This is a genomic window from Streptomyces sp. NPDC012835 (assembly GCF_042900885.1).
Lineage (GTDB): Bacteria > Actinomycetota > Actinomycetes > Streptomycetales > Streptomycetaceae > Streptomyces.
This window is the reverse complement of record NZ_JBIBBW010000010.1, coordinates 118,538-131,263: the sequence shown is the minus strand read 5'-3', so window position 1 is coordinate 131,263 and position 12,726 is coordinate 118,538. Positions and strand designations below refer to the sequence as shown.

The window sequence follows — 12,726 nt, the reverse complement described above, 5'->3', positions numbered from 1 at the left end:
TGGGGTCAGCTGGCGGGGAGGGTGAAGCGGGGTCAGATGGCGGGGAGGTGCGGTGGGTCCGCGGGGCGCGGGCGCGGCTCGGTCGTCAGCTCGCGTGGAACGGGAGTCCCGCGTCGGCCGCCAGCTCCAGGTCGTCCCCCTCCGGCGGCGGCAGCAGCGTCGCCGAGCCGTCGCTCACCGGCACCACGCCCAGCTCCAACAGCTCGGCCATGGCCGCGTGGCCCGCCATGTCGCGAACCTGGAGCTGATAGCGGGCGGTGGTGCGGTAGGCGCCCCCGGCGTCGTCACCGGTCCGCTGGAGGAATCCGGAGTCGGTGAGGAACGCGACCGCCTTGCCGATGATGCCCGTCGTGGAACCCGCCAGCCTGCGGGCGTCCTTGGTCGCGCCGGTCGAGCTGCGCCTGGCGTAGATGCGCCAAGCGGCCTCCAGACCGGGCGCGTCGGTCGACGGGTCGGTGTTCTCGCCCTGCTCCTCCGCCCGTTCCTCCAGCCTGCGGCACGCCTGGCGTACGAAGGCGTCCACGCCGTTGACGGTGATCCGGCCGATGTATCCGTCGTCCGCGAGGTCCTCCGGGCGGGGGAAGGCGAGCGCCGCGACGGCGAGATGGGCCAGGCCGTGCAGGAAGCGGTCGGCGGAGTCGGGAGAGGCGCGCCGGGCGTAGTCGCCCATGCGGACCGCGAAGACCGAGTCCTCGCCCGCGGTCACGGCCATCCCCGCGCGCGCCGAGACCTCCAGGACGACCAGGCCGAATCCGGTGGCGACGGCGTCGGCGACGCGGGCGAAGGCGGGGTCCTCGCGGTAGCGGCGCAGCAGGTCGGCGTATTCGGCGTCGCGGGCGGGCAGCAGCTTGGGCTGAAGCCCGAAGGAGACCAGACGCGCGGCGTCGGCGGCGTCCGCGGGGGTGACGGGCGCGGTGGGCGCGGTGGGCGCGCCGGCGGAGGTGATGGCGGAGCCGGGCGTCGGAGTGGCGGCCTCCGCCGCGTCCGGGGCGGGAGGATCGCTCCACGCGGCGCGGTGCTCTGCGTGGTGGTCGCTCACGGGTGCGGCTCCTTGGTGCGGTGTCTGGGCGGTGCGGTGCGGTGTCTGGGCGGTGCGGTGCGGTGTCTGGGCGCGGGTGCGGGCGGGTGCTGTTGTGCGTTGTGGTGCGGGGGCCGGGGCCTCCGGAGGCGCATGTCCGGACGGCATGATGTACGGCGCGTGCGGATCGTCGTGTTCCTGCGGGTGCGTCATGCGCCACACATCACGCTTTATTGTCCGGACACGCACCTCCTGCGGCCCCGGCCCCCTCCCGCCGGTGGGCCCCCTCCCGCCGGTGGGCCCCCTCCCGCACCCGCCGGGGTGGGGTGGGTGGGGGCGTGCGGGTGTTGGCTGCCACCGGGGTGAGTTGGGGTGGGTGGGGCCCCTCCCTCGCGTCCGCCGGGGATGGGGGGTGGGAGGGGTACGGGTGGCGTTCCCGCGTTCGGCTGCCCGGGTCCGCTGGCGCCTTCACACCGCCTCCGCCCGGTCCGCCGTCATGCCCACCGCGTCCAGCAGCGCCGTGCCCACGATCAGGTCCGCGCCGCCGAACTCGGGGTCGTCCAGCGGCGTGCCGTCGTCCACCGCGAAGAGGAGGCGCTCCTCGCCCTGCCGGTAGGCGGTGCCCACCGGGGGACTCGCCGCGTGGATGGCCAGCAGGGCCACCAGATAGGGGAGATCGGGGTCGCGGCGGCGGGCTTCGGCCAGCAGGCCGGAGAGGCGGCGCGGGGCGTCGTACTCCAGGGTGAGGAGCTCCTTCGCGCTCGCGAGCTGCTCCTCGCTGAAGCGGCTGTCGTCCGGGGTGGCGATGAGGTCGGGCTCGGGCATCTCCGCGCCCAGGTTCTCCCGCTCGACGGGTGGCGTCAGCAGGAGATCCACCAGGTCCCCGACCCGGACGGCGGTGGGTGTGCGCAGGCCGGTGCCCCGGGCGAAGAAGGCGTCCGTCACCCGGGTCGCCCGCTCGACGGGGAGCGGCAGGAGCGGGGCGACCAGCTGGCCGTACAGATCGAGGCCCGTGTGCGCGGTGGGGCGGGCGAACGCCTGGCGGTCCTGCTCCGCGCGGAACAGCGGCCCCGCCTCCAGCAGCCGGGACTGGAGCTGGGTGTGACGGCGGATGCAGTCCTTGACGATGTCCACCAGCTCGGCCGCGCGGCGCTTGTGTTCGGCGGTCTTCGGGTCGTTGCCGGTCTCGGCCTCGTCGCGCGCCTTGCGGATGTTGGTGAGGATCGCGTTCTCGTGGCGGTAGCGGTCGGCGACGTGGTCGAGGGCCTCGTCGATCATGTCCGGTACGGAGTTGAGCCAGTCGACCGCGCGGACGTTGCGGCGGGTCGCCTCCAGCGTCCTGCGGAGCGTCTCCGCGTACTGCACGGTGCGGTACCGGGCCTGCTCGGCGGCGAGCTGGGCGTCCGCCAGCCTGCCGCGGTTGATGAGCACCTCCAGCTTGACCTCGGCGGCGATCTGCGCGCTGGTGACGTCCGTGTCGAGCGCGCCCACCAGGACGTTGACCGCTTCGTCGGTGGTCCGCAGGAAGACCGTGCCGTCGTGGCCGGGGACCTCTTCGATCAGCTTGAAGTCGTAGTCCCTGCGGGTGTAGACGCCGTCCGTGCCGAACGTGCCGTAGACCGCCCGGAAGCCCCGGTCCACGCTGCCCACGTTGATCAGGTTCTCCAGGACCCAGCGGGCGACGCGCTCGTGCTCCGCGGCCGGGCGGTGCGGAGCCTGGGCCGCGACGCGCGGGAGGAGTCTGGCCACTATCTGTTCGTGGTCGGCCCCGGTGTCGAAGTCCATGTTGAGTGTGACCAGATCGATCGCGGAGAGGGCGACCTCGGCCATCGCGTAGCCGGAGTACTCCCCCGCGAGATTGGCCTTGCGGGTGTCCAGATCGTGCAGCGGAGCGGTGCAGGCGAGCGCCCGGAGCCGCCGCGCGAGCCCTTCATCGGCGGCCGGGCCCTGGGCGGGCCGAGGCCCCGCGCTGAGCTGGGGCGGAACGTATTCCGTCAAGGCTGGCGAAGTCACATCACACAGATTAGGTCCTCGCACCGACAACGGGCGAAACGGTGCTGAACCGGCCGTGGCCAAATCCGCTCGGCGCGGCCTCCGCGCCGTCCAACGGGACGCCGCCGGTTCGTTCTTGACGCGGCGTGCCCGGCGGTCGCAGGCGCGGTGGCTCACCGCGTCGACGCCGGGCGGGAGGCTCGGTGACGACACGCGTATCCGATTCTCCCGCGCGGCACCTGCGTCCCCCGCGCGGGTTCCGTGACGGCGTTACAGCGCGGCGGCGTCCGGGCCCATCCGGCTGCGGACGGCGGTCTGCACCTCGTCCTCCTCGGCCGGGTCGGAGGCGAGCCTGCGCAGCCGCTCCGCCACCCGTACGTCCCCGGTCTCGGCGTGCCGCGCGGCGACCTCCCGGGTGGTCTCCTCACAGTCCCACAGGCATTCGACGGCGAAACCGGTGGCGTACGAGGGGTCGGTGGCGGCGAGGGCCCGCGCCGCGCGGCCCCGCAGCTGCGAGGAGGCGGTCTCGCGGTAGATGTGGCGCAGCACGGGGGCGGCGCAGACGATGCCGAGGCGGCCGGCGCCGTCCACGAGCGTCCACAGCCGCTGGGCGTCGGGGCCTTCGGCCCGTACGGTCTCGCGCAGCGCGCCGAGCACGAGCGGGGCGTCCTTGGCCGTGCCCCGGGCGGCGAGCACCCCGGCGGCGGACGCGCCGAGGGCGTCGGGCCGGTGGACCCAGCCCCTGGCGCGGTCGACGGCCGTGTCACCGGTCATCCGCTCGAACGCGGCGACGGCCGCGTCGGCGACCGTGCGGCTCCGCGCGAGGACGGCCGCTTCGATCAGGTCGAGTACGACGGGGTCGCGGATCTCGGCGAGGTAGTGCAGGGCGGCGCAGCGGGCCCCGTCCTGGCCGCCGCGCGCGGCCTCGACGATCAGGGCACGGTCGTCCGGTCCCGCGACGGCGGTGAGGCAGCGGGCGGCGGGGACGTGCAGCGGGGTGCCGCGGTCCAGCGCCTGCTGCGCCCACTCGAAGACGGCCCGCACGCTCCAGCCGGGGCGCGGTCCGCTCGGTCGCAGCTGGCGCTGCCACCGGTCGAACGAGCCCTGTTCGCCGGCCGCCCTGATCCGGGCGCCGACCTCGGGCCGGGGATCGTCCGCCCACAGCCGCCAGGGCCGGGGTTCGAAGGCGTCCCGGACGGCGGCGGCCAGTTCGGCGTCGCCCTCGGGGCCGGCCGGGAAGCGGGCGAGGACCGGCTCGGCGAGGGAGCGCAGGCCCGTGTCGTCGTCGCGCAGCGCCAGTTCGTCCAGCGCCCAGGCCCAGTTGGTGCCGGTCGCGGCGTAGCGCCTGAGCATCTCCAGGGCGTCGCGCCTGCCGTACGAGGCGAGGTGGCCGAGGACGGCGAGCGAGAGCCCGGTCCTCGACTCCTCGGTGTCGAAGTGGTCCTCGGCCCGGAAGAGGTGGTGCTCCACGGCGTCGAGACCGCCGTGGATGTCCAGGTAGAGCCGGGCGTAGTACAGCGAGCGGTTCTCGACCTGCCAGTCACGCCGGGGGTCGTTCAGGACGCAGTGGTCGAGGGCGGCGAGCGCCTCCGCCCGGGGCGCGGCGAGCGCGTGCAGCGTGCCGTCGCCGCGGCCCCGCTGCAACAGGCCGAGCAGCGTGCCGCTCGGCGCTATGACTGGATCGAACATGGAGAAAGCCTCACATCAAGCTGTCGACGCGACCGGGGAGTGGGATTCGAAGCCCTGGGGACCCGGGCTCTGCCCGGTCCCCGGGGCCCCGTGGCGCAACGGCGCACCTTGCGCTACCGGCCCGCGCGGCGACATGTTCGGCCGACCGTCGTCCTGTGCTGAACGCAGACCATCTTCCCTGCCTCTCGTCGGTGGCCCCGTGCGGGCCCGACGTCATGATGACCGAGCGATTTCGCCACCGCGACCACATTTACGGCGTCTGTCTCACCGGGCTCCGAACAGCTCCAGGAGGTCCGTCTTCCCAAACATCCGCGCGGTATCCACCGCGGAAGGGTTTCCTCCGGTTGGATCGGCGCCACCGGCGAGCAGCGCGCGGATCACCGCGTCCTCGCCCTTGAAGACCGCGCCGGCCAGTGGGGTCTGGCCCCGGTCGTTGGCCCGTGCCGCGTCGGCGCCCCGGGCGATCAGCGCCTCCACCGCCGGAGCGTGGCCGTGGTAGGCGGCGAGCATGAGCAGGGAGTCGCCCCTGTCGTTGGTGAGGTTCGCGGGGACGCCCGCGTCGACATAGGCGGCGAGCGCCTCCGTCTCCCCGCGCCGGGCCAGGTCGAAGACCTTCGTGGCCAGTTCGATCACCTCGGGATCCGGTGCTTCGCTCATCGGTGGACCGCCTTTCCTGGGATCTGTCTCACGCCGTTGACCTGCTGCGTCTTGCCTGCCGGGCGCCATCGGGTGCGCCCGTACGAGTGAACGGAAAGAGTACTGCCCGCGCACGGGAGCGGTAGTGCGGTGGCCGCGCCACCCGAGCGGTACCCCGATGTGCGCCGGTGTAGTGAAATAGCCGACATTTCACTCCTTTGCACCTTTTATCACATAGATACTTTCGGTGATCATGGAAGGGCTCATGGTGACTGTCCCCGCAACCAGGAGATCTCTCATGATTCTGTCCATGTCCGGTGTCGTGCTGCTCGGAATCATCGTCTTCCTCTTCTTCCGGAAGGACGGGCTCAAGGCGTCGCACGCGATCGTCTGCGCCCTCTTCGGCTTCTATCTCGCGGGCACCGCCATCGCCCCGAGCATCACGGCCGGCGGCGCCAGCCTCGCCGGTCTCCTCGGCGGCATCAAGTTCTGACGCCCCGTCCCCCGCCCCCTTCCCACCCGTAACAGGAGACAGACGTGGCCCGGCGACCACTCCCCCGCATTCTGACCGGCGGCAGCGCCCGGATCGCCCGTGGCCGCGACATGGCGCGCGCGGCCGCCGACAACACCACCGATGTCCTCCATCCCCTGATCACGATCGCCCGCGGGCTGCGGACGCTGACCGCGGCCGGCCGGCGCAAGTGGTCCGCCACGCCCAAGGACCGGCGCGGTCCCGCGCTGTTCCTGGCCGCTGCCGTCGTCCTGGTGGTGGCGCTCACGCCGTACGGGCCGCTGCTGGCCCTGATCGCGGTCATGGGCGTGGCGGGCTGGCAGGGGCGCGACCGCACACCGGTCAGGACCGGGCCCGACGAAGCGGAGGTGCGGCGCCTCCAGTCCCTCTACGAGGCGCTCGTGCCGTACTTCTCCGTGCCGGAGGACCCCGATCCGCTCTTCGCGCACGGCGGCGAGTGGAGCAGGGCCCTCGACGCGCCCGCGTTCGACGGCGACGGAAGGCTCACCGGGCTCCGGCTGACCTACCCCCCGTACTTCCCGGACGGCGAGCCCGAGGCCCGCGCCCGGATCGAGCAGCTGCTGCACGCCAAGTCCGGGCGTGGCCGCGAATACCTCTTCGACTGGGACGAGGAGGCCAATCAGCTCGTGCTGACCGTGCTCTCCCCGCTCTCCACCGCCATCGCCGCCCAGCGCTTCGTCACCGGTCCCGGTGAGAGCGTGCTGGGGTTCACGGACGAGGGGTCGGTGCGACGTACCGTGCCGGTGCTGGCCGGCCGGGAGAGCCTGGACGCGCCGCCGGTGCTCTGGCGGACCGGGCCGCGCTCGACGGAGCCCCATCTGCTGATCGCGGGTCAGCCCGGCGGCGGCGCCACGAGTCTGCTGCGCTGTCTCGCGCTCCAGGCCCTCCAGGACGGTGACGTGCTGATCGTGGAGGGCGGCGGCACCGGGGAGTTCGCCTGTCTGGACGGGCGGGCGGGCGTCCTCGCGGTGGAGAGCGGGCTCTCCGGGGCGCTCGCGGGCCTCGAATGGGCCGCCAACGAGACGGAGCGGCGGCTGATCGCCGCCAGCCGGGCCCGGCAGTCGGGCCGGCCCGCTCCCGCCGACACCCGGCGCCCGCTGTGGATCCTGCTGGACCGGCCGAGCGTCTTCGGCCATCTCGCGGCGGCCGAGGGACGGACCGATCCGCAGGAGCTGCTGCGGATGCCGCTGCGCCACGGCAGCGCGGTACGGGTGACGGTCGCCGTGGCCGAACAGCTCGACAGCCTGGACATGATCGACGAGACGGTGCGGTCGCACACCCGCGCCCGGGTGGTCCTCGGGCCGGTCTCCCCCGCGCAGGTGGAAGAGGTGCTGGGGGCGCCGCCGCACACCACGCCCACCCCCGAGGTGCCGCCCGGCCGGGGATACGCCCGGCTGGGCCGGGGCCCGGTGCTCAGACTCCAGGTCCCGGCGACCCCCGACCCGTACGACGACGCGACGGGCGAGACGCACCGCCGGGCCGTTCTGGATCTGCTGCCGCCCCGGAGCGCATCGCCGGCCGCGCCTCCCGAGGCCGCCGGGGGCCCCGGCGCGGAGCGGGTGGTGGAGCAGGCGCACGCGGGCGTGCCGGGCGAGGGCTGACCCGGCGGGCTCTCACGCGACGAACGTGCGCGGCGTGTCCGTTCCCGTCCTCGCCCCGGTCTCCACCAGGCGCGCCGCCGCCGCCAGCCGGGCCGCGGCCTCGACCGCGACCGGCCCGGCGACCGTGAACGGCAGTCGTACGTATCCCTCGAACGCCCCGTCGACACCGAAGCGCGGCCCCGACGGCACCCGCACGCCGACCCGCTCCCCCGCCTCGGCCAGCCGCGAACCGGACAGCCCGCCGGTGCGCACCCACAGGGTCAGCCCGCCGCCCGGCACGTCGAACTCCCAGCCGGGCAGCTCCGCGCGTACGGCGTTCACCAGCGCGTCCCGGTTCTCCCGCGCCTGGGCCCGGCGCAGCGCGACGGCCTCCTCCCAGCCTCCGGTGCGCAGCAGCCAGTTGACGGCGAGCTGTTCGAGCACCGGGGTGCCGAGGTCGGCGTAGGCGCGGGCGGCGACGAGGGAGCGGATCACGTCGGGAGCGGCACGCACCCAGCCGATCCGCATCCCCGCCCAGAACGCCTTGCTGGCCGAGCCGACCGTGAGGACCGTGCTGCCCGCCGGGTCGAAGGCGCAGACGCGCCGGGGCATCTCGATGTCCGGGTCGAGGCGCAGCTCGGACATGGTCTCGTCGACGACCAGTACGGTGCCCGCCGCGCGGGCCGCGTCGACCAGCTGCCGCCGCTGGTCCTCGTCGGCCAGCGCGCCGGTCGGATTGTGGAAGTCCGCGACCACATAGGCGAGCCGGGGCGCCGCTTCGCGCAGCACCTGGCGCCAGCGCGGCAGGTCCCAGCCGGACAGCCCCTCCGCCATGGCGACGGGCACCAGCCGGACGCCCGCCTCCCGCATCAGCTGGAGGATGTTGGCATAGGAGGGGGACTCGACGGCGATGCGCTCGCCCCGGCCCGCGAACAGATGACAGATCGCGTCCATCGCGCCCATCGCGCCGGTGGTGACCATGATCTGTTCCGGCATGGTCGGGACACCGCGCTCGGTGTAGCGGTCGGCGAGCATCCGGCGCAGCGCGGGCACTCCCGCCGGGTAGTCGCCATGGGTGTGGGCGTAAGGCGCCAGTTCCTCCAGGGCGCCCTGGACGCCACGGGTGAGCCAGGGTTCGGGGGCGGGCAGCGCGGCGGTGCCGAGGTCGATCATGGAGCCGAGCGACTCGGGCGGCAGCGGTTCGAGGCCGCGGGCGGGCAGCGGGTTGCCCGCGGGCACGGCGGTCCAGCTCCCGGCGCCCCTGCGGGACTCCAGGAACCCTTCGGAGCGCAGCGTCTCGTACGCTGCGGCCACGGTGGTGCGGCTCATGGACAGCGACAGGGCCAGCTCGCGCTCGGCGGGCAGCCGGGCGGCGACCGGGACCCGGCCCTCCAGGACGAGCAGCCTGATGCCGTCAGCGAGGGCCCGGTAGGCGGGCGGGCGGCGGCTGCCCGGCCCGGCGGGCCGGGGCTGCTGGGCATGGAGTTGCCGGGCGAGCTGCGCCGACCCGACAGCCGAGGTCCACTGCGCCATGGAAATCAGTCCACCTTCCCCGGATTGGCCATGGTTGGCGTTGTCCGACCGGCCACAGAGTGACAGGTATCAGTCCACCATCGCATCAAAGGGCGGCATCGTGTCCATCGCCTCCGGCCTCCGGGCCCCGCGTCTCGCCCGCCGGCTCGGTCAGCTCTACGCCGGTCTCGCCCTGTACGGCGCGAGTTCGGCGCTGCTGGTGCGCGGCGGTCTCGGTCTGGAGCCGTGGGGCGTGCTGCACCAGGGGCTGGCCGAGCTGACCGGGCTCTCCATGGGGGTCGTGGCGATCGCGGTGGGGGCGGTCGTGCTGCTGCTCTGGATACCGATCAGGCAGCGGCCCGGGCTCGGTACGGTCTCCAACGTCTTCGCCGTGGGGCTGGCGCTCGACGCGACGCTCGCCCTGGTCCCCGGGGCGCACGGGCTGCCGGCCAGGGTCGCGCTGCTCGTCGCGGGGATCGTGCTCAACGGTGTGGCGACCGGGCTGTACATCGCGGCCCGCTTCGGCCCCGGTCCGCGTGACGGTCTGATGACCGGGCTGCACCGGCTGACCGGCCGCTCGGTGCGGCTGGTCCGTACCGCGATCGAGGTGGCCGTCGTCGTCACCGGCTTCGTACTGGGCGGTTCGGTGGGCCTCGGTACGGTGGCGTACGCGCTGGCCATCGGGCCGCTCGCGCAGTTCTTCCTGCGCGTGTTCGCCGTCCCCGGGGCGGACGGCGGAAGCACGGCTGTCGCCGGGGAACCACCGGAGCAGGACATACTGCGGCGGTGACCCGACCCCGCCATCCCTATCTCGACCGGCCCGGCGCCGGGCGGCCGGGCCCGATCGCGTTCGCCCATCGCGGCGGCGCGGCCGACGGCCTGGAGAACACCGCCGCCGCGTTCCGCCGGGCCGCCGCGCTCGGCTACCGCCACTTCGAAACCGATGTGCACGCCACCCGCGACGGCCGACTGGTCGCCTTCCACGATCCGACGCTGGACCGGGTCACCGACGCCCGGGGCCGGATCGCGGATCTCCCGTGGGCCGAGGTGCGCCGGGCCCGGGTGGCGGGGCGCGAGCCGCTGCCGCTCTTCGAGGAGCTGCTCGAGGAGTTCCCCGAGGCCCGCTGGAACGTGGACGTCAAGGCGGCGCCCGCCCTGGACCCGCTGCTCGCGCTGATCCGCCGGACGGACAGCTGGGACCGGGTGTGCGTCGGCTCCTTCTCGGAGGCCAGGGTGGCGCGGGCGGCGCGGCTGGCCGGCCCCCGGCTGGCCACCTCGTACGGCGTGCGGGGGGTGCTGGGGCTGCGGCTGCGTTCGTACGGGATTCCCGCGCCGGTCCGCGCCGGGGCGGTGTGCGCGCAGGTCCCCGAGGCGCGGAGCGGCGTCCGGGTGGTCGACGAGCGTTTCGTGAGGACGGCCCACGCGCTCGGCCTCCAGGTCCATGTCTGGACGGTCAACGAGGCGGACCGGATGGAGGCGCTCCTCGACCTCGGCGTGGATGGCATCATGACGGATCAACTGGAGACGCTGCGGACCGTGTTGACCGCTCGGGACGCATGGCACTGACCGGGCGGCGTGTCCGTACGGCGGAGAGGACGCGCGGATGACCGCCGAGACAGTGGACGCGGCCGCCGGGACGGCGGCCCGCAGGCGCGAGCAACGCGGCTGGTACTTCTACGACTTCGCGTGCTCCGTCTATTCGACGAGCGTGCTCACCGTGTTCCTGGGCCCCTATCTGACCTCGGTGGCGAAGGCGGCGGCGGACGCCGAGGGCTATGTGCATCCGCTGGGCGTCCCCGTCCGGGCGGGCTCCGTCTTCGCGTACACGGTCTCCCTCTCCCTCGTGGTCGCCATCCTCGCGATGCCGCTGGCGGGCGCGGCGGCGGACCGTACGGGCCGCAAGAAGCCGCTGCTGGCGGGCGCCGCCTATCTGGGCGCGAGCGCCACGGCCGGCATGTTCTTCCTGGACGGCGACCGCTATCTGCTGGGGGCCCTGCTGCTGGTGGTGGCGAACGCCTCGCTGGCGGTCTCGATGGTGCTCTACAACGCCTACCTGCCGCAGATCGCCACGCCCGACGAGCGCGACGCCGTCTCGTCCCGGGGCTGGGCCTTCGGCTACACCTCGGGCGCGCTGGTCCTGCTGCTCGATCTGGCGCTCTACACCGGCCACGAGTCGTTCGGCGTCTCCGAGTCGACGGCGGTACGGATCTGTCTGGCCACGGCCGGCGTCTGGTGGGGCGCCTTCACCGTCGTACCGCTGCGCCGGCTGCGCGACCGGCGGGTGCCGCGCGTGGGCGAGGGCGCGGTGGGCACGGGCTGGCGGCAGCTGATGGCCACGCTGCGCGACATGCGCCGCCATCCGCTGACGCTGTCCTTCCTGCTCGCCTATCTGATCTACAACGACGGCGTCCAGACGGTGATCTCCCAGGCGTCGATCTACGGCTCCGAGGAGCTGGGCCTCGACCAGACGACGCTGATCACCGCCGTACTGCTCGTCCAGATCCTGGCGGTGGCCGGTGCGCTCGCCATGGGCCGGATGGCCAGGACGTACGGGGCCAAGCGGACGATCCTCGGCTCGCTGGCCGTGTGGACGCTCATCCTCGCCGTGGGGTACTTCCTGCCCGCCGGCGCGCCGGTGGCCTTCTACGCGCTGGCCGCCGCGATCGGTCTGGTGCTGGGCGGCAGTCAGGCCCTGTCGCGCTCCCTCTTCTCGCATCTCGTGCCGAGCGGCAAGGAGGCCGAGTACTTCTCCGCGTACGAGATGAGCGACCGGGGGCTGAGCTGGCTGGGGCCGCTGGTGTTCGGGGTGACCTATCAGCTCACGGGAAGTTACCGGGAGGCGATCCTCTCCCTGGTGGTCTTCTTCGCGCTAGGGTTCGGCCTGCTGGCAAGGGTCCCGATCGGGCGGGCGATCGCGGCCGCGGGAAACCCCGTACCGGAGCGTATTTAGACGTTGAACCCAAAGGGCGGTAGTGTACGCGGTTGGCCTGCCAGGCGGACCGTTACTGCGTACTCGACAAACGAATCGCTGGGTGACATCTCCTGTTAGACGTGACAAACCGGGCGCTGGTGGGTACGCAATCCTTGAAAAAGCAACGGCACGACGGGCGACGCAGACCCGCAACGGGAATCTTTACCGCCGACCGGACGTTGACCGGATGACGACGACAGCGACAGTGATGTCTGTCCTGTGGGCGACAAGCCCGGGAGGCACGATTCATGAGTGAGCGAGCTCTCCGCGGCACGCGACTTGTGGTTACCAGCTACGAGACGGACCGCGGTATTGATCTGGCCCCGCGCCAGGCGGTGGAGTACGCATGCCAGAACGGCCATCGATTTGAGATGCCGTTCTCGGTGGAGGCGGAGATTCCGCCGGAGTGGGAGTGCAAGGCGTGCGGCGCCCTGGCACTCCTGGTGGACGGGGATGGCCCCGAGGAGAAGAAGGGCAAGCCTGCGCGTACGCACTGGGACATGCTCATGGAGCGGCGCACCCGCGAGGAGCTGGAGGAGGTGCTGGCCGAGAGGCTGGCCGTCCTGCGCTCCGGTGCCATGAACATCGCCGTGCATCCGCGGGACAGCCGCAAGTCCGCCTGACCGCGTACACACACCGCACGACCAGCAGAACACGACAGCACAGAGCCGCGGGGGGGGCCCCCCCCCCCGGGGGGGGGGCCGGGCGGGGGGGGGGGGGGGGGGGGGGGGGCGGGGGGGGGGGGGGGGGGGGGGGCCGGGGCGGCGGGGGGGCCCCGCCCCCCCCCGCCCCCGCG

The 12,726-nt window shown here is 73.5% G+C and carries 11 protein-coding genes; 6 read left to right on the top strand and 5 right to left on the bottom strand.

The features are described from left to right. Positions 1 to 85 precede the first annotated feature (85 nt). From ACFY6S_RS30990 to ACFY6S_RS30975, 4 genes are all read right to left on the bottom strand, one after another. Positions 86 to 1,039, bottom strand: a complete 954-nt coding sequence (locus tag ACFY6S_RS30990) for a hypothetical protein (protein ID WP_388830594.1) — start codon at positions 1,037 to 1,039, stop codon at positions 86 to 88. Positions 1,040 to 1,486: 447 nt separating this feature from the next. Next, complete coding sequence (locus ACFY6S_RS30985; RefSeq protein WP_388830597.1) at positions 1,487 to 3,031, bottom strand: hypothetical protein; 1,545 nt, start codon at positions 3,029 to 3,031, stop codon at positions 1,487 to 1,489. Between the two features lie 249 nt (positions 3,032 to 3,280). Next, the gene (locus tag ACFY6S_RS30980) at positions 3,281 to 4,699 is read right to left on the bottom strand and encodes a HEAT repeat domain-containing protein (RefSeq protein ID WP_388830600.1); all 1,419 of its coding nucleotides are present in this window, start codon (positions 4,697 to 4,699) and stop codon (positions 3,281 to 3,283) included. Between the two features lie 264 nt (positions 4,700 to 4,963). Continuing rightward, on the bottom strand, positions 4,964 to 5,356 hold the full coding sequence (locus ACFY6S_RS30975) for an ankyrin repeat domain-containing protein (RefSeq protein ID WP_388830602.1): 393 nt from the start codon (positions 5,354 to 5,356) through the stop codon (positions 4,964 to 4,966). A gap of 277 nt (positions 5,357 to 5,633) precedes the next feature. On the opposite strand from ACFY6S_RS30975, the gene ACFY6S_RS30970 reads away from it, so the two are divergent. Together ACFY6S_RS30970 and ACFY6S_RS30965 are read left to right on the top strand one after the other, a co-directional pair. Beyond that, positions 5,634 to 5,828, top strand: a complete 195-nt coding sequence (locus ACFY6S_RS30970; protein WP_114627688.1) for a hypothetical protein — start codon at positions 5,634 to 5,636, stop codon at positions 5,826 to 5,828. Positions 5,829 to 5,872: 44 nt separating this feature from the next. Then, positions 5,873 to 7,468 (top strand): hypothetical protein, encoded by a 1,596-nt coding sequence (locus tag ACFY6S_RS30965; RefSeq protein ID WP_388830606.1) that lies wholly within the window; start codon positions 5,873 to 5,875, stop codon positions 7,466 to 7,468. Between the two features lie 12 nt (positions 7,469 to 7,480). Here the strand turns inward: ACFY6S_RS30965 and ACFY6S_RS30960 are convergent, their stop codons facing one another. After that, positions 7,481 to 8,980, bottom strand: coding sequence for a PLP-dependent aminotransferase family protein (locus ACFY6S_RS30960; RefSeq protein ID WP_388830609.1), 1,500 nt, complete (start codon positions 8,978 to 8,980; stop codon positions 7,481 to 7,483). 100 nt (positions 8,981 to 9,080) lie between these two features. On the opposite strand from ACFY6S_RS30960, the gene ACFY6S_RS30955 reads away from it, so the two are divergent. The 4 genes from ACFY6S_RS30955 (at position 9,081) to ACFY6S_RS30940 (ending at position 12,553) form a co-directional block, all read left to right on the top strand. Beyond that, the gene (locus ACFY6S_RS30955; protein ID WP_388830612.1) at positions 9,081 to 9,749 is read left to right on the top strand and encodes a YitT family protein; all 669 of its coding nucleotides are present in this window, start codon (positions 9,081 to 9,083) and stop codon (positions 9,747 to 9,749) included. Next, positions 9,746 to 10,525 (top strand): glycerophosphodiester phosphodiesterase family protein, encoded by a 780-nt coding sequence (locus ACFY6S_RS30950; RefSeq protein ID WP_388830615.1) that lies wholly within the window; start codon positions 9,746 to 9,748, stop codon positions 10,523 to 10,525. Before ACFY6S_RS30955 ends, ACFY6S_RS30950 begins: the two co-directional genes overlap by 4 nt. Positions 10,526 to 10,562: 37 nt before the next feature. Then, positions 10,563 to 11,909: an MFS transporter gene (locus ACFY6S_RS30945; RefSeq protein ID WP_388830618.1), complete on the top strand. Its 1,347-nt coding sequence runs from the start codon at positions 10,563 to 10,565 to the stop codon at positions 11,907 to 11,909. A 269-nt stretch (positions 11,910 to 12,178) separates the two neighbouring features. Continuing rightward, positions 12,179 to 12,553 (top strand): RNA polymerase-binding protein RbpA, encoded by a 375-nt coding sequence (locus ACFY6S_RS30940; protein ID WP_114627560.1) that lies wholly within the window; start codon positions 12,179 to 12,181, stop codon positions 12,551 to 12,553. Positions 12,554 to 12,726: the final 173 nt, after the last annotated feature.

Excerpts from the sequence above, each read along its gene's own strand:
- ACFY6S_RS30980 (WP_388830600.1), bottom strand. The coding sequence starts at position 4,699 with ATGTTCGATCCAGTCATAGCGCCGAGCGGCACGCTGCTCGGCCTGTTG.
- ACFY6S_RS30975 (WP_388830602.1), bottom strand. The coding sequence starts at position 5,356 with ATGAGCGAAGCACCGGATCCCGAGGTGATCGAACTGGCCACGAAGGTC.
- ACFY6S_RS30970 (WP_114627688.1), top strand. The coding sequence starts at position 5,634 with ATGATTCTGTCCATGTCCGGTGTCGTGCTGCTCGGAATCATCGTCTTC.
- ACFY6S_RS30960 (WP_388830609.1), bottom strand. The coding sequence starts at position 8,980 with ATGGCGCAGTGGACCTCGGCTGTCGGGTCGGCGCAGCTCGCCCGGCAA.
- ACFY6S_RS30945 (WP_388830618.1), top strand. The coding sequence starts at position 10,563 with ATGACCGCCGAGACAGTGGACGCGGCCGCCGGGACGGCGGCCCGCAGG.
- ACFY6S_RS30940 (WP_114627560.1), top strand. The coding sequence starts at position 12,179 with ATGAGTGAGCGAGCTCTCCGCGGCACGCGACTTGTGGTTACCAGCTAC.